21 protein-coding genes and 1 pseudogene are annotated in these 20,014 nt (G+C 69.5%); 9 read left to right on the top strand and 13 right to left on the bottom strand.

What is annotated here, in order from left to right; translation table 11 throughout:
- The first annotated feature begins 30 nt into the window (after positions 1–30).
- Positions 31–423, top strand: coding sequence for a nuclear transport factor 2 family protein (locus tag AB0C12_RS12630; protein ID WP_360547200.1), 393 nt, complete (start codon positions 31–33; stop codon positions 421–423).
- On the opposite strand, the gene AB0C12_RS12625 is transcribed toward AB0C12_RS12630, so the two are convergent.
- The gene (locus AB0C12_RS12625) at positions 404–1,855 is read right to left on the bottom strand and encodes a phosphatase PAP2 family protein (protein WP_360547198.1); all 1,452 of its coding nucleotides are present in this window, start codon (positions 1,853–1,855) and stop codon (positions 404–406) included. The genes AB0C12_RS12630 and AB0C12_RS12625 overlap by 20 nt on opposite strands.
- Before the next feature lie 214 nt (positions 1,856–2,069).
- Between AB0C12_RS12625 and AB0C12_RS12620 the strand changes: the two genes are divergently transcribed.
- Positions 2,070–2,639, top strand: a complete 570-nt coding sequence (locus AB0C12_RS12620) for a general stress protein (protein WP_360547196.1) — start codon at positions 2,070–2,072, stop codon at positions 2,637–2,639.
- Between the two features lie 121 nt (positions 2,640–2,760).
- On the opposite strand, the gene AB0C12_RS12615 is transcribed toward AB0C12_RS12620, so the two are convergent.
- Together AB0C12_RS12615 and AB0C12_RS12610 are read right to left on the bottom strand one after the other, a co-directional pair.
- Complete coding sequence (locus tag AB0C12_RS12615; RefSeq protein ID WP_360547194.1) at positions 2,761–3,138, bottom strand: PRC-barrel domain-containing protein; 378 nt, start codon at positions 3,136–3,138, stop codon at positions 2,761–2,763.
- A gap of 153 nt (positions 3,139–3,291) precedes the next feature.
- Positions 3,292–3,486 (bottom strand): hypothetical protein, encoded by a 195-nt coding sequence (locus AB0C12_RS12610; RefSeq protein ID WP_360547193.1) that lies wholly within the window; start codon positions 3,484–3,486, stop codon positions 3,292–3,294.
- Between the two features lie 875 nt (positions 3,487–4,361).
- Here AB0C12_RS12610 and AB0C12_RS12605 point away from each other — a divergent pair.
- Positions 4,362–4,760 carry an MmcQ/YjbR family DNA-binding protein gene (locus tag AB0C12_RS12605; RefSeq protein ID WP_360547191.1) on the top strand — a complete coding sequence of 133 codons (399 nt, stop codon included), beginning with the start codon at positions 4,362–4,364 and terminating at the stop codon, positions 4,758–4,760.
- A 454-nt stretch (positions 4,761–5,214) separates the two neighbouring features.
- Here the strand turns inward: AB0C12_RS12605 and AB0C12_RS12600 are convergent.
- Positions 5,215–5,529, bottom strand: a pseudogene (locus tag AB0C12_RS12600) (ADP-ribosylation/crystallin J1); the annotation flags it as partial.
- A 234-nt stretch (positions 5,530–5,763) separates the two neighbouring features.
- On the opposite strand from AB0C12_RS12600, the gene AB0C12_RS12595 reads away from it, so the two are divergent.
- The 4 genes from AB0C12_RS12595 to AB0C12_RS12580 all read left to right on the top strand — a co-directional run bounded on the left by AB0C12_RS12595 (position 5,764) and on the right by AB0C12_RS12580 (position 10,538).
- Complete coding sequence (locus tag AB0C12_RS12595) at positions 5,764–6,276, top strand: hypothetical protein (protein WP_360547189.1); 513 nt, start codon at positions 5,764–5,766, stop codon at positions 6,274–6,276.
- Between the two features lie 357 nt (positions 6,277–6,633).
- Positions 6,634–7,011 carry an AbrB/MazE/SpoVT family DNA-binding domain-containing protein gene (locus tag AB0C12_RS12590; RefSeq protein WP_360547187.1) on the top strand — a complete coding sequence of 126 codons (378 nt, stop codon included), beginning with the start codon at positions 6,634–6,636 and terminating at the stop codon, positions 7,009–7,011.
- A gap of 930 nt (positions 7,012–7,941) precedes the next feature.
- Positions 7,942–9,354, top strand: coding sequence for an MFS transporter (locus tag AB0C12_RS12585; protein ID WP_360547185.1), 1,413 nt, complete (start codon positions 7,942–7,944; stop codon positions 9,352–9,354).
- Positions 9,351–10,538, top strand: coding sequence for an FAD-dependent monooxygenase (locus AB0C12_RS12580; RefSeq protein ID WP_360547183.1), 1,188 nt, complete (start codon positions 9,351–9,353; stop codon positions 10,536–10,538). Before AB0C12_RS12585 ends, AB0C12_RS12580 begins: the two co-directional genes overlap by 4 nt.
- A gap of 23 nt (positions 10,539–10,561) precedes the next feature.
- Here the strand turns inward: AB0C12_RS12580 and AB0C12_RS12575 are convergent, their stop codons facing one another.
- The 4 genes from AB0C12_RS12575 to AB0C12_RS12560 form a co-directional block, all read right to left on the bottom strand.
- Positions 10,562–11,242, bottom strand: coding sequence for a response regulator transcription factor (locus AB0C12_RS12575; protein ID WP_360547181.1), 681 nt, complete (start codon positions 11,240–11,242; stop codon positions 10,562–10,564).
- Complete coding sequence (locus AB0C12_RS12570; protein ID WP_360547179.1) at positions 11,239–12,504, bottom strand: sensor histidine kinase; 1,266 nt, start codon at positions 12,502–12,504, stop codon at positions 11,239–11,241. The genes AB0C12_RS12575 and AB0C12_RS12570 overlap by 4 nt, the downstream gene beginning before the upstream one ends.
- Positions 12,505–12,561: 57 nt before the next feature.
- A complete protein-coding gene (locus AB0C12_RS12565) occupies positions 12,562–12,846 on the bottom strand; it encodes a hypothetical protein (RefSeq protein WP_360547177.1) in 285 nt (94 codons plus the stop codon).
- 394 nt (positions 12,847–13,240) lie between these two features.
- Complete coding sequence (locus AB0C12_RS12560) at positions 13,241–13,867, bottom strand: hypothetical protein (RefSeq protein ID WP_360547175.1); 627 nt, start codon at positions 13,865–13,867, stop codon at positions 13,241–13,243.
- 122 nt (positions 13,868–13,989) lie between these two features.
- Here AB0C12_RS12560 and AB0C12_RS12555 point away from each other — a divergent pair, with 122 nt between their 5' ends.
- Entirely contained in the window at positions 13,990–14,145 is a 156-nt protein-coding gene (locus AB0C12_RS12555) for a hypothetical protein (RefSeq protein ID WP_360547173.1), read from the top strand.
- Here the strand turns inward: AB0C12_RS12555 and AB0C12_RS12550 are convergent.
- Both AB0C12_RS12550 and AB0C12_RS12545 read right to left on the bottom strand, forming a co-directional pair.
- Positions 14,120–14,632, bottom strand: coding sequence for a peptidase inhibitor family I36 protein (locus AB0C12_RS12550; protein ID WP_360547171.1), 513 nt, complete (start codon positions 14,630–14,632; stop codon positions 14,120–14,122). The two genes, AB0C12_RS12555 and AB0C12_RS12550, sit on opposite strands and share 26 nt — an antisense overlap.
- A 127-nt stretch (positions 14,633–14,759) precedes the next feature.
- Positions 14,760–14,909, bottom strand: a complete 150-nt coding sequence (locus AB0C12_RS12545; RefSeq protein WP_360547169.1) for a hypothetical protein — start codon at positions 14,907–14,909, stop codon at positions 14,760–14,762.
- A gap of 1,059 nt (positions 14,910–15,968) precedes the next feature.
- Here AB0C12_RS12545 and AB0C12_RS12540 point away from each other — a divergent pair.
- Entirely contained in the window at positions 15,969–17,051 is a 1,083-nt protein-coding gene (locus AB0C12_RS12540) for a winged helix DNA-binding domain-containing protein (protein ID WP_360547167.1), read from the top strand.
- A gap of 191 nt (positions 17,052–17,242) precedes the next feature.
- Here AB0C12_RS12540 and AB0C12_RS12535 read toward each other — a convergent pair whose 3' ends face one another.
- The 3 genes from AB0C12_RS12535 to AB0C12_RS12525 form a co-directional block, all read right to left on the bottom strand.
- Positions 17,243–18,208, bottom strand: coding sequence for a hypothetical protein (locus AB0C12_RS12535; protein ID WP_360547165.1), 966 nt, complete (start codon positions 18,206–18,208; stop codon positions 17,243–17,245).
- Between the two features lie 162 nt (positions 18,209–18,370).
- Positions 18,371–19,753, bottom strand: a complete 1,383-nt coding sequence (locus tag AB0C12_RS12530) for a ricin-type beta-trefoil lectin domain protein (RefSeq protein ID WP_360547163.1) — start codon at positions 19,751–19,753, stop codon at positions 18,371–18,373.
- Between the two features lie 102 nt (positions 19,754–19,855).
- Entirely contained in the window at positions 19,856–20,011 is a 156-nt protein-coding gene (locus AB0C12_RS12525; protein WP_360548968.1) for a non-reducing end alpha-L-arabinofuranosidase family hydrolase, read from the bottom strand.
- Between the last annotated feature and the right edge of the window lie 3 nt (positions 20,012–20,014).

Below are 20,014 nucleotides of genomic sequence, written 5' to 3'. Positions count from 1 at the left end.
CACCTCACCTATCGACCGATCGGAGGAACGATGAACGCCGACGACAAGCACGGGACGCCACGAGGCATCCGCGAGGTTTTGGACGCTCACCTGAAGTGCCGACAGGCCGGTGACCTCGACGGCGACATCCGCGACAACTATCACCCGGACGTGGCGCTACTGTCCGCCGAGGGAGTGCACCACGGCACCGAGGCGGTGCGGGCACTCGCCGGTGTGCTGCGCCGGTACCTGCCCGACGGCGACTACCGGTACCGCCAAGTACTGACCAGGGGAGAGGTCGCAATGCTCATCTGGTCGGGCCGCTGCGCGGACACTGACACCAAGGTGCATGACGGAGTTGACTCCTACGTTGTCCACGACGGACGCATTGTGGCCCAGACGATTCACTACGCCACCGCACCCCTCAGCGAGCACCCGGCGTGACCGCGGCGGGCCGCTGGACTGCCTCGCTGGCCGGGCGCATGAACCACCAGCAGACGGCGACCCAGCCCGCCGCCAGCAGCAGGCTGCCCGCAAGGTCGAGGGGATGGTGCACCCCCCAGTACAGTCGTGCCGCACCGACGTAGGCCGGCACAACCACCGCGCAGGCTAGTGCGACCCACCGTGGCCAGCCCTGCGACCAATGCCAGATCAGCAAAGCCAGAGCGCCGTAGAGGCACAGCGGCGCGGCGAAATGACCCGAGGGAAAACTGGCGGTCGGCGGAATCTCCGGTCCCAGAGTGGGCACGTCCGGCCGCGGCCGGTTCACCGCGCTGGAGGAGACCAGGAACAGCGTCACCTCGCCGAGCATCACCGTAGCGAGGAAGATCACCGGGCGTAGGCGTCGGCGCAGTGCAACGATGAGGACCACGGCGGCCAGGGTCGCCGCCAGAATCCAATGCGTATTGCCGACCTTGCTGCCGACGGTGGCGATCGGATCGAGCAAAGGCCGCCGTTGCTGGGCGAACCACCGCACCACGGCCTCGTCGGCCGCCAGCAGCGCCGAGCCGGCCAGCACGCGGACGACGAGCAGCCCCGCCCCGTACAACATGCCAAGGACCATCACCCACGCCACTATCAGGCCGGTGGCGACGCGCCCCGGGTGAGCGGGGTTGCCCTGCCCATGCGTGGCCGGCCGTAGATGGTCGCCGGCCTCGGGCGACAGCCCGGCGCGGACTTCCCGTACGCCGGTCGGCGAATCGCCGTGCCAACGATGGAACGCACTCGCCGTGACGGCCAGCCAAGCGCCTCCGAGCAACCACCCGGCGACAACGTCGCTGATGTGGTGCACGCCGAGGGCTATCCGGGTGAAGCCGACCGCCGTCACGAGAAACACCGCGGTTGTGATCACTGGGACACGCCAGCGTCGTCGAACCGCCGGCAGGAAGACCAGCAGCAGCACGCCGTACGAGACGAAGGAGCCGAGGGCGTGTCCGCTGGGGAAGCTCATGCCCGGCGCGAACGCCACCGGCATGTCCACCACCGGACGTAGCCGGCCGACGAGCAGCTTCAGGGTCGGATCCAGCACCAGAGCGCCCACGGCCGTGATGACGACGTAGGCGGCCAGCTGAAACTGACGCCTGATCAGCAGGTAGGCGGTAGCCAGCACCAGCACGCGGGTCAAAATCGTGTGACCGCCGAAATCGGTCAGGCCACGCAGGACGTTGAGCAGCAGGTCGTTGCCGGCCACCCAATCGTTGAGGCTGTCGGCCACGCGCTGATCCGCGCGGTACAACGGTGTCCACTGCTCGCGGACCAATACCAGCACCAACAGGAACCCGACACTGCCGGACACCAGGACCAGCAAACCTGCGATCGACCGTACCGCGAACCGGTCGAGGCCTTTCGGTGGTCGCAATCGAACGTTGTCGAGCATCTGATCCTCCCGTGTCCGAGGGCAGCGGCCGGCGGTTTCCATCCAGGTCCACCGCTACCCGGCTGAATCCCGGCTGCATCAAATTCCCCAACCCGCTTACGGCAGAAGGCGCCGGCCGCCGCTGCGAAACCCATGTCGATTGATGCTCGGAAGCTTGTCGAGTTCATGACGTTTCAATCCGACGGGTTTTCTGACCCGTTACGCCGGAGACTTCATGGTCGACGGACAGGAGGACAACATGAAAGATGATCAACTGCCACGACAGAATGTGTCCCATCCGGCGCGGCCATCGACGACAAGTGCCGAGCCGGCCCACGTGGGAGTAGCGCAGCGGGTGATCGCGGTGCACACCGACCACGACAGCGCCGTACGGACCTTGAAGGCCCTCACCGATGCCGGATTTGCCGAGGACCGCACGACAATCGTCGGACGGGATCTGACCTTCGTCGAGCGAGGCACCGGCCAGCTGTCCACGGCTGAGGTGACGGGTCGCGGGGCGACAGCAGGCTTCGCCATCGGCGGCCTGACCGGATGGCTGCTCGGATTGTTCGACCTGGTCACCGCGTCCGTGGCGACGTGGTGGCTCATCGCCAACGCGGCTCTGCTGGGGGCTGTCCTCGGCGCCGTCGCAGCCTTGCTGGGCTACGCGATCACCCGCGGGCAACGATCATTTCTGACCGGGCCGACACTTACTGCCGCGCACTTCGATCTGCAGGTAGACGCCGATCTGGCCGACAGCGCCGTTCGTATGCTCGCCGGCCGAGGCGCTTCAACCACGCCATGAATTCGGCGTGGTGGTGTTCGGCTACCTGTGCAGGAGACCGAGGACCGCAAAATAGAACAACGTCACGACGATGAAGCCCAGGCACAAGACGAACATCATGCGCATGAGTGCGCTCACCCGCCTATCGCGGCAAGTACCCGTAGTAGCCGTACAACTTGTCGAAGGTCTCTGTACCGTCAACAAGGGTGGGCTCGTATCCTGGCGCACCGGCTACCTGGTCACGTGACGCACCCACGTACACGGTGTCATCGGTCATCCCGGTCACCGCTGTCGCCGGAATAAGCGACGTTGTCACGCCGAAGCCGAGAATGCCGCCGTGCCCGATCTGCAGGAAGCGGACCTCTCGTTCGGCCTCGTCGATCAGCAGATCGTCGATCTTGCCGAGTTCGTCACCGGTTCGATCGCACACGGTGCGGCCCCGAAGATCCTGAGCCGGATCACTGAGGATCTTGCTGCTGTCACTGAGCTTCACCAGCGGTGTGGTGCTCTGCGATGCCATCGTTCACTGCCTTCCCTCGTCCCAACCGGCGCGGTCCAGCAACCACGCGGACCGGGCTCCCTACCCAGACTTGCCACCTTCGGGCGCGAGCATCACGCGAACCCGTGACAGTTTCATGACGAAACAGCGGTCACTGACCAGTGATGCGGCAGATCAGCCGCGGCGCCGGTAGATGCGGGCCATTCGAGCCTCATGCCGGACGATGTACGACAGGACGAGCGTACCCACGGCCACCGCCAGAACGACTCCTGCTGCTGAACCCAAAACGGCCGCGGTCGTGATAGCGGCGGCCATGAGCAGAACGCAGGCCACGAACGCGATGATGGACCACGCGGTGCGAACGTTCATGTCAGCGCCTTCTCTGTCGTCGGATAGATAGGCGAACCTCCCGCCACAATGAGCCGTCGATACGTACGCAGCAACGCAAACGCATGACAATTCAACAACTCGACCCATGTTCGAGCTTTGACCGTCAGGCTGCGATCTTCCGGCGGCGCCTGCCGCAGGCACTTGCTTCTGGTTGACGATGTCGACACGGGTCGAGGTCGGGCAGTGATGCGGCCGGGACGCCGACCTCGTCGGTCCCAGCTCGAAGTTACCCGGCTCACCGGCCCGAGCTCGTATGCCCGGTACGCCTCAGTCACCGCCCTGTGCCCGTCGTGCCGTCTGCTCACAGGACTCGCAGCACGGCCGGCTGTTCATCGTTGGCCGGCGACACAGCCTGCCATCCAGGTTCCAGTCGGCGCTGTTGGCAGTCGGTGGTCTCCGGGTGTGTGCTGCCTTCGAGTCGATGGGGGTTCGCCGCGCCTGGCGCGGTGACCCCAACGAAGACTCTGCCGGGGCAACGCACTCTGTTGATCGATGTGTTGGATTAGTTCGGGGATCGTTCTCGAGGTTCGCGGTAGATGGTGATCGCTCGATGGCGTGAACGATGAGGATCGTCACGTCGGTCGATGTGCGGCTGCGCGACGACCTGCGACAGGTCTACCGCGACCTGCGGAACTGGCTGGAAACGGGCCAGGCAGTCTTTCCCGGGCCGAAGCCGCCGTGCTGCGCCTGGGCATCCTCGGGTGGAACCTCGACGACCTGCGCCCCCTACTCGACGCCCTGGCCGAGCGCCGCCCGGACAGCGAGGTGCGGATCCGTGTCCTCACCTTCGCTGACCCCTTCGGTCCATGTGCTGATGTCCTACCCGGCGGGCAGGATGGGCGCGGGAGGTACAGATGAGCGACATCGCGGACGTTCCACCCGCCGTTGTGGGCCGGCTCCGGGTGATCTGCGGGGCACTGCCCGAGGCGTACGAGGAGCAGGCGTGGATCGGCCTGCGGTGGCGGATTCGCCGGCGGACGTTCCTGCACGTCTACACCACCGACGGGAGGGGGTCGGCGTACATCGATCTGGACGATCCGGCCATCCTGATGACCTTCCGGGTGCCGCCCGGGGAGTTGGCCGCATTGGCGCATGCCGGCCCTCCGTTCTTCCGGGCCGACTGGGCAGTGAATGTCGTGGGAATGGTGCTGGACGACGAGACGGACTGGGTCGAGGTTGCCGAGCTGGTGATGGACAGCTATCGCGTGCAGGCGCCCCGCCGCCTCGCGTTCCGGCTGAAGGCAAGTGGATGAACCGCCGGCTACCTGCCCACGTTGCCGCTCATCCAGGAAGGTCATTCAGAAGTCATCCCCAGGCTCGATAGATCTCCGGCATGGTGACAGGTCCGTAGTATGTCGGGGAAGTCGTGCGTGATCCGGTGGTAGCCGGTCTTGAGGATCTTTTACGACTTCAGATGCGCGATGGCGGGTTCGACGGCTGCCCGGATGCGGTTGACCGAGCGGTTGTGCGCCTTCTGGCCGTCGGTGAGTTCTCCGCCGCGTGGCCCGGTGCGCCGTCCTGCTGGCAAGCACCCAAATCAGCATGCCGCAGACCGCGGCCACGACTTGCGCGAGGGCACATCGTCTTCCGCCGTGCGCCCGCGGCGGCAGGAGGACGGCCCCACCGTGTTGCGGCAACTGGGTCAGCCCAGCGCACACTGGTGCCGAGAAGAGTGCGAGCCCCTCGAGCTGGACCGTCATCACCTGGAAGCTCCTCGGCGGGGATCCAATACTCCAATACGTCGCAGCCACCGGCCTGGTGAACCTCGTAGCGGTCCAGGTACGAACGCTGCACCTGGAACCGGGTCACGTAGCCGACGCCACCGGCAGGGACGTTCCACTCGCGGGCGATCTTTGTGGCGTACCAGCGGTTGAGCACCGGGTAGAAGATCGGCTGGTCGGGCAGGCGTGGTGGCCAAGCCTGCCATCCGGACGCCGCGACAAGGTCGAGCTCGGCCTGCCCGGTGGGCCGCCACAGGGCAATCGTGTCGGAGGCGTCGATGGGTCTGCTCCCTGCAATCATGATTGTCGCGTGACCGTGGCGAGTACGTGTGCAACTCTCTGGGTGCTGTCGGCGAGGTGCGCTGAATCGCTCCTGCCCCGCCGGGCAGGACAGCACCACGCGGCGGTCTCGTCATCGAGGTTCGGCCGGCAGACCCGCCCACGGAACCGTTCTCCCGCTTTCGGCCGGTGAGCTCTCGGCCGAATTCTCGTGACCGGAGGCGGCGGAATCGATCGGTCCGGATAGGGTGGGGCCATGAAGAAGCCCCTTGGCGTCGCGGTCGTGGTCATCGCCCTGGCGGCTGCCACGTCGCTCAACTCCATCGGGGTCGCTTCGGCGGGCCAGCAGCCCGTGCCGGCCGTGGTCGCCTCCACCCCGATGGCGCGCGTGGCCGTGCCGGCATCTCCGGCGATCAAGGACAGCGATCCGTCGCTCACGTTCGCGCAGAACGGCCGTATCGTCACCGTCACCCGCAGGTCCACGCCGGTCGCCACCGTGACGCTCGCCTCGACCACCTGGTCGGCTCACTCCGCCACGGCCGTCCTCGAGGTCACCGCCACCCGTCCGATCATCGTCGACCCGGCGATGTTCATCCTCTACGACGCCGAGGGCTGGGAGAATGAGGCGGAGCAGAGCAGGCCGGTACGGTTCGGAGCCGGCACCGCCGCGCTCACCCTGACGTTCACCGGCACCCCTGCACGACCCGAGGCTTTGGGCTGGGTGGCGCAACCCGACGGGGATGCCGTCGCGGTGTGGGAACGCGGCTGAGCACGACCGCCGTTGCTGGGGTGGCGAGCGAGCCGGAAGAGAGCCAGGCGGGCGTTCGGAGCCTGACGGTCACGGGACTACCAACTCACCCGTCGTGATCACCGTGTGCCTATCCCTGGTGTTGAGCCTCGGACACTCCTACGCAGCATCCCTGCGTTACCAGATGTACGTGTGGTCAAGCGCGCCTGACCACGAGAACTCAGCTTTCACGACACCCTCGAACGCCGCTGTTCCGGCTCGGGGGTGTTCGTCATGAGCGAGCTGTCTCAGCGGCAAGTGATCCCCGCGGTAGCTCTGGCAGATCGGTCGGATCCGCCTCGCTGGCGGCCGCCATCTCGGCCTACCGTCCGCCGGTCGTTGCCGTTGGCGAAGTTGTCGGAGAAGCGTGCCGGTTCGGCCGGCTATGGCGTGAGCACCTTGGACGCGAGCGGGCGGATCGCCGACCGGACGATCATGCGCGCGCTTGCCTGGGCTGCCGGCCAGCGGCTCGATATCCGCGAAAGCAAGGGCCTGACTGTCGTCGCTGCTGACGACAACGGCCTGTTCCGGGTCACGAAACGGGGTTACGTGCACCTGCCCGCGGCGGTCAGGCACTGGTGCCGGTTGGGACCCGGCGATCGGGTGCTGCTGGCCGCCTATCCCGCTGCGGACCTGCTCGTGGCCCACAGCCCGGCCGTGCTCGACACCCTGGTCGACGCCATCCACGCCCAGGTGCTCGGTGGTGAGCAGTCATGAGCGGGTCGGGTCTTGATGAGGCGGCGGTGAGGTCGCCCGGCTGTTGTTGTCGCGGATGGGTATCTCGCCGCATGATCTGGTCGCCTCGGCCCCGGTGCGCCCGCTCGCGCCGACGTTCGCCGAGTATGTGCCGGTCGTGGTGGCGGCGGCGACGCCGGGCTCGAAGAAGGCGTACGGGATGTGCTGGAACCGGCAAGGTAGCCAAACCGCGCCGGTTATCCAGCACCCGCCGGGCCGTTCCGGATGCCCCGCTGGCGGAAATCAATGACGTACGTACCGGCGTTACGACCATCTGTGGGTCCGGATCGGCCAGCAGCTGCCGTGGGCTGCGAGTCAGCAGATCAGCACCCACTGGCTCCGCCACACGACCTTGACGTGGGTGGAAGCAGGGCGGCTCCTGGCCGCGGGGCCGCCACGAGCGGGTGCTGGCCCGATCCGACTCGGGCCGGCCGATCGGCGCAGGCCCGCCAGCGGGCCACCCCGGCACGGCGGTTATGCCGGTCGCGGGATGTCCGACGCCTGGGGTGAGCCGTGGCGGGACCGGCCGCGGTCGGCCAGGATCAGCGGCCAGCGCCGCCGAGGCGGCTCCCGACCGCCGAGCCAGGACGGCACCCATCAGGCGCCGGTGAACACCCGTGGCTCAGCCGTCCAATGCGCCCGAGCCCGGTCCAGCGCCGTCTCGTACGGCTCGCGGGTGTGGGCCCAAGGGGACTCTGACCGCCGGACGACTACGCCACCACGTACCGCTACGACGAGCTCAACCAGGTGCTCGAGGCGAGGGACGCCGCTCTTCTGGTGCGCACGCACTAGGACACGCGGGCGGCTCGTTCGGATGCACCAGGCCGGAACGGTCGCGCGGGACGACGCCCCGCGGGCCGCCGGACGGAAGTGTGGGAGGGACTTCACAGGTCGCCCATGAGAGGAACTTCCGTGTCCACAGCTGCGGTTTCGCCGGCGCGTACGGTCGCGCCGGTCCGTCCAGGAAGGCGGTCCATCGGTGCCCTCGGCATCCTGGCACTAGCCCTCGGCACCCTGCAGTCGGTGGTGGAGCCCGCGCTCCCGCTGCTGCAACGGGAGCTGGGGGTGGGCCCGGCCGAGGGGGCGCTGGTCGCCAACGCGCTGCTCATCACCGGCGCGGTGCTCGCCCCGGTCGCCGGGAAGCTCGGCGACCGCTACGGCGGCAAGCGGGTGCTGCTTTGGCTGATGGCGGCGGTCTCGGCCGGTGGCCTGCTGGCCGGCCTGGCGCCGAACCTGCCGGTGCTGCTGCTTGGCCAGATCCTGCAGGGCGTCATGGTGGGTGCGCTGCCGCTCTCGTTCATCCTGGTACGCCGGCATCTCACGGCCGGCGAGTCCCAGGCCGCCATGGGGGTCGTCCTCGCGCTGTTCACCGGTGGTGGCATCATCGGGATGTCGGTCGCCGGGCCCATCGCGCACGGGCTGTCCTGGCAGTGGATCTTTGTGCTGCCGACCGTCGTGATCGTCGCGGCGACAACGGCTGTGGCCCGCTTGATGCCGCCCGACCCGCCGGCGCCGTCCGGCGACCCGGTCGACTGGCCCGGCGTCGCCCTGCTGAGCGCCACATTGCTCGCGCTCATGCTGGTTCTGGTGGCGGTGCCCGGCGGTGGCCTGCCGCCGCTGGCGGTCGGTGCCATCGTCCTGGTGGTGGCCGCCCTCGCCGCCGGGTGGGTGATCGTCGAGCGCCGTGCGGCCACGCCGATGGTCGATCTGCGAATGCTGGCCAGGCCGGCGATGCGCTCCTCGATCGTGCTCACCTTCCTCATGTCCATCGCCTTCGGGATGGTGGTCATCCTGCTCCCGCAGATGTTCGCGGTGTCCGCCGACGGGTACGGCTTCGGGCTCAGCACCACCGACATCGGACTGCTCCTGCTGCCCGGCGCCATCGCGGGAGCGGTGAGCGACTCGGTCGGCGGCATCGCGGCGCGGCGCTTCGGCCCGCGTGCCGTGGTCGTCGCGGGTATCGGCGTCACGGCGGTCACCATGGTCGCCCTGGCGGTCCTGCACGACGCCGCTTGGCAGCTGGCCGTCGCGAAGGTGCTGACCGCGTTCGCCGCGGGCGCCGGCACCACGGCGCTGCTCGCCAGCACTGCCTCCGCCGTCGCAACCAGGGACACCGGCATCACCACCAGCCTGCTCGTGGTGACCCGCCTCTTCGGCACCATCGTGGGCGCCCAGGTGGGCGGCACGATCCTCGCCGCGGGGACCGGCCCGGCGTCCGGCGCGCCGAGTGAGGCCGCCTTCGCCGTGGGGTTCGTCGTCGCCGGCCTCGCCAGCGCCCTGTCCCTTGTCGCCGTCCGCGCTACCCGGAAGGGAATCACGTCATGACGGGCGAACCGAAGCGCACGGTTCTCATCGTGGGAGCCAGCATCGCCGGGCCCGCGCTGGCGTACTGGCTGCACCGGTCCGGATTCGCGGTAACCGTCGTGGAGAAGGCCGGCGCGCCGCGTGCCGGTGGCTACCCGATCGACGTCCGCGGCACAGCGATCGAGGTCGTGCGACGGATGGGCATCCTGCCGCGGCTACGCGCGGCGCACGTCGACATGCGGCTGTGCACCTTCCTGGACGCCGGCGGTAGCGAAGTGACCTCGCTGGCCCCGCATGCCGTCGCCGGAAGCGTCGAGGGGCAGGATCTTGAGGTGCGTCGGGGCGATCTGACCGCGAGCCTCCACGGGCTGGTCCGCGACGACGTGGAGTTCCTGTTCGGCAACTCCGTCGCGACCCTCGACCAGACCAGGCAGGGGGTCGACGTGACCTTCCGCGACGGGCGGCAGCGCACGTTCGACCTTGTCGTCGGCGCCGACGGCATGCACTCACAAACGCGGCGGTCCCTGTTCGGTCCCGAGGAACAGTTCCACCGCTACCTCGGCTACGGCATCGCCATCTTCACCATGCCGAACACCCTTGGGCTCTCCCACGAGTTCCTGGTGTGGAACACCCCGGGCAGAGCCGCGGGACTGTACGCCGTCGGCGACAGCCCCGAGCTGCACGCCTTCCTGCACTTCCACCAGCCCGAACCGCCGACGCGGGCGCTGCGGGACCCGGTCGTCCAGCGGGAGCTGATCGCCTCGGTGTACGCCGGCGCGGGGTGGGAGGTGCCCGGGATCATCGCGGTTATGCGCGACGCCGAGGACCTGTTCTTCGACACGGCCGGCCAGATCCGCATGCCGCACTGGTCCAGCGGCCGCGTCGCGCTCGTCGGCGACGCCGCGTACGCGCCGTCGTTCCTCACCGGGCAGGGCTCGAGCCTCGCGCTCGTCGGCGCGTACATGCTCGCCCACGCCTTGGCCACGCACGACGACCACACCGCCGCCTTCGCCGCCTGCGAACGCGCCCTGCGCCCGTTCGTGGCCGCCAACCAGGCGCTGGTCGACAACGGGGGAGCCACGCTCTTCCCCGTCACCGCCCAGGCTCTCGAGCAACGCAACGCCGCGCTGCGTGCACTCGCCGCCCTGCCCGCGGCGCCGGTCCGGCCGGCTCACTCGGTCCTCGTCCTGCCCGAGATGCCGTGAGGGGCGGCGGCCTGACACCGCGATCAATGTGGGCCGTCGGGCGTGGTTTGCGCCAGACCGGTCCGGTACGCGATGACGACCAGCTGGGCCCGGTCGCGGGCCTCCAGCTTCGTCATGGCGCGCTGCACGTGGGCCCGGACGGTGAACGGGCTCAGGAACATCCGCTCGGCGATCTCCTGATTGGACAAGCCGCTCGCCACCAGCGCCACCATCTCCCGTTCCCGAGTGGTGAGCAGGTCGAGCTGTTCGTGGTGCCGCTGCGGGATCTCGTCCGGGGTGGCCAGGAAACGGGCGACCAGGGAGCGCGTCGCGGCGGGGGACAGGAGGGTGTCACCGGCGGCGATCGTCCGTACCGCGTGGAGCAGCTCACCGGCCCCGATGCCCTTGCCGATGAAGCCGCCGGCCCCCGCGCGCAGCGCCTGAGCGACGTACTCCTCGGTCTCGTACGTGGTGAGGATGAGGATGCGGGTCGCGCGCAGGTCCGGGTCCGCGCAGATCTCCGACGTGGCGGTCAGGCCGTCCACGCCGGGCATCCGGATGTCCATGACCACCACGTCGGGGCGCAGCTCGCGGGTCAACCGCACCGCCTCCCGACCGTCGGCGGCCTCACCGACCACCGTGATGTCGTCCGCGCTGTCGAGCAGCAACCGGAACGCGTCGCGCAACAGCGCCTGGTCGTCGGCGAGCACCACCCGGAGCGTCACCGCGTACCCCCGTCCGCTCCGTCGCCCGGTGCGCCGCCGGGCTGGAGCGGGAGATGGGCGCACACGCGGAAGCCACCCTCCAGGCTCCTGCCCGCGGTGAGGCTTCCGCCGACCGCGGCGGCGCGTTCCCGCATCCCGATCAGCCCGTAGCCGGGCGGACGGTCCGGCGCGGTATGTGTCCTCCTCCCGCCGTCGTCGGCGATGGTGATGGTGACGTGGTCCTGGTGCCAGGCGAGGCGGACGTCCGCGCTGGCGGTACCGGCGTGCTTCGTCACGTTGGTCAGGGCCTCCTGAACGATGCGATAGGCGCTGAGGTCCACACCGGGCGCCAGGGCCCGGGCCGTGCCGTCCCGGTGTACCGCCACCCGCAGGCCCGCGCGGCGGAAGGACTCGAGGAGCGCGGGAAGCTGGTCCAGCCCGGGCGCCGGTTCGGCCGGCGCGGCCGGGTCCCCGGACTGTCGCAGGAGCCCGACCGTCGCCCGGAGGTCGTCGAGTGCCTGGCGGGTGGTCTCGACGACCTGGTGCAGGCCGGCCCGGGTCTGCTCCGGCCGGGCGTCGAACAGGTGGGCGGCGACCGTGGCCTGCGCGTTGGCCAGCGTGATCTGGTGGGCCACGAGGTCGTGCAGCTCGCGGGCGATGCGGATCCGCTCCTCGGCCACCCGGCGGCGGGCCTCGCGGTCCCGGCTGTCCTCGGCCCGCCGGGCCCGTTCCTCCATGGCCGCCAGGTAGGCCCGCCGGTTGCGCACCGAGCTGCCGAGCACGCCGGCCACCAGCGGGACCGCCGCCACCGCGCCGATCCGCCCGGCATCCTGCCAGGAAAGGTCGTCCCACGAGGGGATGGAGGCGACCAAGAGCGCCGCCGAGGCGAGCAGCGCCGCGCCCGCCGCACGGGCCTCGGTGCTCGTGGTCAGCGCGTAGCAGTAGGCCGCCACGGCGACGGGAGCCGCGACGAGCGGGTTCAGCGGAAGTCCGAAGGGCTGGACCAGCACACCGAACGCGACCGTGGCCAGCAGGACCGCCAGGGGTGCCCGGCGCCGGGCCGCCAGTACACCGCAGGACGCCGCGGCCATGAGGTACACGGCGGCAGCCGGCGGGGAGAGGGTGCCGTCGGCCTGCACCACGCCGCCGAGCACGAAGATTGCGAACGTCGTCGCCGTGACCGCCGCTTCGCGCCACCACCGTACGCCGGGCCCGTCGCCCTCGGTGACGGAAGGTCCAGCGGCGTCTGGCGGTGAGCGGAGAGGGCCGGAAGGTCCGTGCACGACCCCAGGATAGGGGGCCCCGCTCGCGCCGCACCCCGTCGTCCTGCCGCCCGGCGCTCACGGCCCCGGGTGCTCGCCGCGCGCGTGGATGTGGTCCACGGTGGCCCCCAGCACGTGCGCGGCCGGTCCGCGGCCGCGGACCGGCGTCGTCGTACACACGCTGCTGATCTCCGCCCAGCCGGATGGGCACAGCCGTTCGCCGGCCATGGCGACCAGGACGCCGTTCTCGCGAACGCCGTGGAAGGCGCCCAGCTCGATCGTGCGGGGCCAGAACGGTCCGGGCCGGGTGGTGGCGACAGAACTGTCATGACACGGGTGGCAGATGGATCCGAGGTCGGGCACGAAGCCGCTGTCGCAGGCACCGCACACGATCCGCAGACAACGAGGGCACTCGCTGGATGCACGGATTCCAGCTCGGTACCGCAGATCCCGCTCGTCCCGGTGAGCGTCGGTGCTTGCCACGGTCGTACTGCCGGCAGTGGTGCCCACCCATGGTGATCGCCGTGGTGCAGGATGATGGTGTCATCTCCGTGCGGGCGGCTTAAGCCGGGTTTTCAGCCGTTGTTTCCGTGGCCCACGTTATGCGCAGCAGCGCCCTCGTCGCCGCGGTCGGCTCTATACCTCGCTCGGGCTGTCGTAGTCGTCGGCGCATCGAGATCGGGGTCGTGGGCGGCGGTGGCCGGAATGCCACAGTCCGGGATGCTTGCCGCCGCCGGGGCACGGCCAACCTTCGACGTCATCGGCGTTGACGGCGACCTCGCGGCCGCAGGCGAAATCCCGTCATTGTCCCGTCGCCTGTCTTGACGAGTATTTCGGTGCCACTTCCGACGATGATCGGTTCACCGCCGCGGATGCCCGAGACGTACTGACCTACGCCGTTATCCCGCAACGCCGCGAAGGACTCCGCGTCGAGTCCATGGAACACTTCCATCTGCTGATCGCCCTGCCAGCGCACGGTGTGCCGGACACCGACGGCCTTACCCACGCCGGTGTTGCGGGTTTCGAGGGTGCCGAGGTGGAACTCGTCTTCTCCGAACGACCTGTGGCTCTGCCGTTCGTTGACAAATCGGCGTGCATGGTCGCTCTCTCCGGCGAAGAGCAGCGCGGCGGCAGCCGCTGTTCGTCCGAGCACCCGGGCCAGCCACCCAGAGCGCTCCGCCGGGATCGGGTAGTACTCGCCGGTCGGCGGCGGCGTACTCGGCGGCATCTGAGTGGGGGAGGGAAACAGACTGAGCTGCTGTGGCACGCCGGCCACGGCGCCGGCGGGCGCCGCGGTTGACGCCGGGTCCGAGGTCAGACTGAGTTGTTCCGCGTCCTCGTCCAAGTCGCTGGTTTCGCCTTCCCACAGACCCTCACGCTGCATGCGAGCGGTCGGCGCGCGGGTACCGATCCCGTATGGGCAGCCGTGGCGGACACCGCCGAAGCGGCCGTATAGTGCCGCGGCGCTGGATGTCGCCGCCGCGTGCCTGAAAGGGCTTCGGTGCGATGCAGCTGACCGGCCCCGGCGCCATCGGGCCGCCCCGTGATAGCGATGCCGCTGTCGACGTGCTGCGCAAGCCGGTTGAGCTGGGCGTCAACCACATCGACACGGCTCAGTACTGCGGGCCGGACGTCGTCAACAAGGTGATCCGGGAGTCGTGAAGCGGCCGCAGGCGTAGAGGCTCGTCACGCGGTCGCACCAGTCGCTGCTCTGGCAGGTGGCGTAGCCGCTTGCCGCGACCGTGCGGTTCCAGCCGCCGGCGTTGCAGTTCACCCAGTCGTACACCCGTACGTCGGTGTTGGTGTCGTTCCACCAGCTCTCGCCGTCGTCCTTCGCCGAGCTGCCCATGTTCCAGCAGTGGCCGGGAGCCCCGGCGATCCCGTTGAGGCTGTACCGGTGGAACTCGCCGTCGTAGTTGGTGCTGTCCCACTGGCAGAAGTAGGTCCAGCTGCACTGCCCGAGGCTGCGCCGCGAGACGAGGGCGACGCTCTCCACCTCGTTCACCTGCCGGAAGGTCAGGACCTCGCCGGTGCTCACGCGCTCCTGGTAGGTGCTGCCGATCTTGTGTGCGGCCCCGGGTGGCAACACGGTGGCCGCCTCCGCGGGCTCGGCGGCGAGCAACACCAGCGCAGCGGCGAGCACTGTCATGAGTTTTCTGATCATCCCCGTGCCTCTCCCGTGAAAGGTCCAGCCTGCGGCGCGGCGCCTACGCTAAGCGAGGGCCCGGCGACTGTATGGCCACAATAGAAGGAAGTTCAGGTTCAGCGGAAGGGCCTCAGCCGCAGAGAGCCGCCAGGATCTCCGCGACGGATTCCGGCTTGTGGCGCAGCGTGGCCCGGCCCACCGTCAACTCGCAGCGCACCACGGCCGGATCGCCGGTCGCCGCGGCGCTCAGCCGTACGGTCGTACGCCGAAAGCTTCCCACTAACCTTCGGCGACGGGCTCAGCGACATCGGGGATGTGGCTACTGCGGGGCGGTGCACCGCCGGTTGGAGGATGTCCGCGGCGCACCGCCCGGGTACGGCACCCGCCACGACGGGGTGCCGCCTGGCCCGGCCGAGACGCCGGCACAAGGCCTGGGTACGTCGGTCATAGGCCCTCGAGACAGGTCGGTGCGCGGAGGTGATCCAGGCCGGGGCGGTGATCGGTGAGCAGGGCGGTACCGACGCCGCGGTTCTGCCGGCTGGTGCACACACCGATGCAGGCGAGGTAGTGATGCGGTGTGACGGGGTGGTGCCGTTTGAGCGCTTGTGCGAGTCGGCCGAGGCGGAGCCTGAGCCGGCTGCCGTGCGCGTCGCATCACGCTTGTTGCGGTTCCCGTACACGATACGAGAGGGGCCCGGCTGCGCTATCGACCCACGATCACCTTGTAGCGGTGCGGGTGTAGGTCTCGTCGTTGCGCAGGTGGGCCAGAGCGAGTAGTGCGTGTCAGTCCGGGATCAGTCGCCTCCATCGGGACTTGCGCTGCTGGCGGTGTCTGCGGATTCGGCGGCCAACCGCGGCGACCGGCTCAGGATCGTCGAATCGGCGCCTTCGCCGCAGCCACCGCTTTGGTCGGACAGACGCTCGAGCACGAGCCGTAGGAGAACACGCTGCGGGCGGCGGGCGCTGCGCACCCGGACCCGGGCCAGGCTCCGTCACCGACCTGGGCCTACCGCTGGAGCTGGCACGCAGGTTCCGCATGCGGGCTATCGGAACCGACTCATCGAATCGCTTCGGGCGCCGAGCAGCTACCGTTCCACCGGATTGCGGCGGCCCGCCAGCTCCAGGCCGGAACCGGCGGTCCGCCGTCCGCGGATGCGCGCATCGGCCGCCGACAAAGCCCGTCGGCACGCTAGTGCGTCGTCTCACGTGTGGGGCGGTGCGTTCGTCCGGACCTGTTACCAGGTTCGAACGGCATTTCCTTGTCCTGACCGGGTGCTGAAAGCGACCAGGACCAGGAACCCGTAGAGGCCGCTCGCTCAGGGCGAGGCACAATGTGGCGATGAGTGTGCTCGATCACCGGGCGCTGAACCGGGCAACGTTGGCGCGGCAGTTCCTGCTACAGCGAACCGAGCTGTCGCCGCTGGCGGTGACCGAGCACCTCGTCGGTCTCCAGGCGCAGACACCGCACACCTGGTATGTGGGTCTGTGGGCGCGTGTGGCCGGATGCCGGCCGGCCGCGGTGGCCGATCTGCTCACCTCTCGCCAGGCGGTGCGGATGGCGTTGATGCGTTCGACGATCCACTTCGTCAGCGCGGCCGATGCGGTGGCCTTGCGCCCGCTCGTGCAGCCCGCGCTCGATCGGGACCTGTTCCGCAACAACACCCACGGGCGCTGGATGCGCGGCCTCGACACCGACGCGGTGGTAGCGGCCGGCCGCGAGATCCTGGCGGAACGGCCGCTCACCCCGGCGGAACTCGGCGCGGCGCTGCTGGAACGGTGGCCCGACAACAATCCCGCGGCGCTCGCGTACGCGGTGCGTAACCTTCTGCCGGTGGTGCAGACCCCGCCGCGTGGGGCGTGGAAGCGCAGTGGCCGCCCGATGCACGCGCCGCTGGACGGATGGGTCGACGCACCGGTGCGCACCGCGTCGTTGGAGACGTTGGTGCAGCGGTACCTGGCGGCGTACGGGCCGGCGACCGTCCAGGACATGCAGATGTGGTGCGGGCTCACCAAGCTGAGCGAGGTCGTCGAGAGGCTTTCACTGGTGAAGTTCGCCGGCGGCTACCTCGACCTGCCCGACGCGCCACGTCCCGGCCCGGACACGCCGGCGCCCGTGCGATTCCTGTACGACTTCGACAACCTGCTGCTCTCGCACAAGGACCGCGGCCGGTTCCTCACCGACGAGTTCCGCACCAGGGCGGTGACGCCGCACGGGCCGGTGCCTCAGCCCGTGCTCGTCGACGGTGTCACCGCGGCGGCGTGGACGGTCGAGAAGACCCGCGGCCAGGCCACGGTGGTCGTGCGGACGTTCCTTCCGCTGTCCGCGGCCGACCGGGACGCCGCGACGGTCGAAGCGCTCGATCTGTTGGCATTTCTGGAACCCGGCGCGGCCCACGAGGTCAGGTTCGACGCGGCGCCATGACGTCGAGCACTCGACGCGCTGATCGAGGTGTGCATCCATGGCGCGCCTCCGCCTTCGGATCGGTCCGCTGAGCAACGGCGGCGCCGTGCCGATCGGCAGCCGGCTCGCCGCGCTTTCGATCGGCTCGAGAAAGGATGCCCCGGCGTCGTGGGCTCGGCCCGTGTCCGCCCCACAGGTACCCGGTCGGCGGCTCAGGTTGACGGGGCCAGCGGCCACTGGAAGTTGCGCAGGAGAATCTCGGGGTCGCACCAGACCAGCGCACCCTCGGACTTGAGGTGGATGTCGAAGCGCACCTCCACCTCGGCGAAGACTGTGTCGGCGACCGCCCGTCCGGCATGCGGGAAGCGGACCTCGGGCAGCGGGGTGAAGCCCGGCATGCCCGCGTGCCGCGAATATCCCAGGTCCTCCAGGTCGAGCAGGGTCCGATCGCTGACGGCCTCGCCGAGGATCACCGGGACCGGCCCGTTCTGTCCGAAGCCAAGCTGGAAGATGGTGTGCCGCAGGTGCAGGCGGCAGGACGCCATGCCGTGCCCCTGCAACAGGTCCCAGTCCGGCGCGAAGCCCACCACCCCGCCGAACAGCTCGACGAACGGCCGTGACACCCACCACCCCGACGGCGGCGCGTCCCGGGGGAAGCGGTCCCCGGTGATGGTGAACCGCGCGGTGGCGCCGAACACTTCATTGCGCGAGACGTTCCACTTGTTTATTTTGGGCCCGCCGAAAATGTGCAGCCCGTCGTTGCGCCAGTCCATCGTGTGCCCGCTGGTGTCGAACGGCTGCGTGAACGCCCACCAGAAGTCCGGCGGCTCGGGCGCCGGCAGGTGCAGGTTCCAGTCGCGCACCCGGTCGTGAATCAGGCGCCGCTTGATGTCGAGTGCCCGCTCCAGAGCGTCCGCGACACCTGTGTGGTGCCGCCGCTGAATCTCGATCATCGTGTCGAAGAGTTTCTCGGTGTCGATCCGAGCGTCCGCGAAGGTGGCGCGGAACAGGTCGCGCCGCGCCCGCACATCCTCGTCGGCGAGTTCCTCGGTGCGTTCGAGGTCGTTGGTCAGGGCGAGCGCCTCGAGTTGGGAGTCGAGCCGGCGGGTGAGCGCCGCAAGCTCCTCCGGGTCGAGCTGCTGTTCGCGGTTGACGAGGGTTTCGATGGGCTCCGGCATGGCGACTCCCCGAAAGAGGTGGTTGTCGCCCGCAGTATGGTGCCGTCGCCGGCGCAGCCGTGACGTTGAGTCGTCAAGACGTCACGGTCCCGTGTCGCCCGGTCGGGCGGTGGGGTGCCGCCGAATGAACCGACGGCACCCTGCCCTACCTGTCCGCGAGGATTACTGCAGCGACCATTGCTGGTTGCCCTGGCCACCGGCGATGCAGTTGTAGACCTGGAGACCCGTACCGTTTCCGGTGGCCTGGCCGATCGCGTCCAGGCACTTGCCGGATGCGGTGTTGACCACGTTGCCGTTGCTCTGCAGCGTCCACTTCTGCGCGCCGCTGCCGTTGCAGGTCCACAGGTTCACGGCTGTGCCGTCGCTGCCGGTGTTCAGGCACTTGCCGCTCTGCGGGTTGACCAGTGTGTTGTTGGTGTAGTTCCACGTCTGGTTCCACTGGCCGGTGCAGTCGTACAGCTGGAGCCGGGTGCCGTCGGCGGTGCCGTAGCCGGTGATGTCCGTGCAGCGCCCGCTGGCCCGGCCCTTCAGTGCGCCGGTGGTCGCCGGCGGGGTCGAGGTCGGCGGGGTCGACGCGCTCGGAGTCGCCGACGGCGAGGACGGCGGTGTGCTGGGGATCAGTGAGCACTTGGCGGTGTACCGGGCGACCCGGGTGTTGTCCTGCAACGCCGGGCACATGAACGGGGTGTACCGGGTGTCGCCGTCGACGAAGATCTTCAGCCACGGGATCTGGGTGCGCAGCTCGATGTCGTTCGGCTTGGTCCAGAACAGGTGGTCGGCGCCGCTGTACTGCACGTACGCGCCGGGGGTGGCGGCGGGCAGACCGGGATAGAGACCGTCGAGGTACGAGGGGGTCACCACCGTGTCGTTCAGGCCGCCCTGGATCAGCGTGGGCACCCGGTCGTTGTTCAGGTTCCCGGACGGGAAGTACGGGGCGAGGCCGATCGCGGCTTTCAGCGACGGACGCTGGGTGGCCGCGTAGAGGGCACCGCCGCCGCCCATCGAGTGGCCGATCACGGAGAGCCGGTTGGCGTCCACCCGGTCGCGTACGGGGCTGCGCTGTGTCAGGTAGTCCAGCGCGGCCAGCAGTTGGGTGCCACGGGCGGTGTCCCAGTCGGTGGTGCTGTTGGTCTCGACGCCGATGACGACAAAGCCGAAGGAGGCCAGCCGCGGGCCCATCCACGCTTCCTCGTCGGCGAAGCGGGCGGTGTAGCCGGGCACGATGGCGACCGCGCCCCAGGTGCCCTGGCTCGTGTCGGTCGGGTAGTAGATCGTGCCCCCGTTGAAGCCGTTGCCGGGCGACACGCCGACCTGTGCGGTGGCGAAGGGTCCGTAGGTGGCCGCGACGCTCGCCACGGTCGGGTCCGGGCCGCGCTGGTACGGGCTGTCAGCGGACGCCGACCGGGCCGCGACCACCGCGACGGCCAGCACCACGCCGATCGCCACCGAGGCGCGGAGCATGCGCAGACGCCGGCGGGTGGCGTCGGTTCGTGGCGGCGGCGCGGTCGCGTCGACGGGAGTTTCGCCGATGTCGGGCTGGTGCATCGTGGTACTCCTCTGCTGTCAGTGACGGGTTGGGGGCGGTGGCCGCTGCCGGCAGGCGGGTTCGCCTGCCGGCAGCGGCTCGACAGCTGGGGCGGAGTGCCGTCAGCGCTGCAGGGTGAGTACGCCCGGGCGCCACGGCAGGTTGTTGTAGTCGCCGCCGGCGTTCGGGTCCTTGCCCTGGTAGAGCAGTTGCAGGTTGCAGGGGTCGACGGTCTTGGTCTGGTCCGGGTTGGTGCGGACCAGGTCTCCGTGGCTGATGTC

The sequence above is a fragment of the Actinoplanes sp. NPDC048967 genome (assembly GCF_040649415.1).
In the GTDB taxonomy this organism is placed as follows: domain Bacteria; phylum Actinomycetota; class Actinomycetes; order Mycobacteriales; family Micromonosporaceae; genus Actinoplanes.
This window is presented reverse-complemented; position numbering and strand designations above follow the sequence as displayed.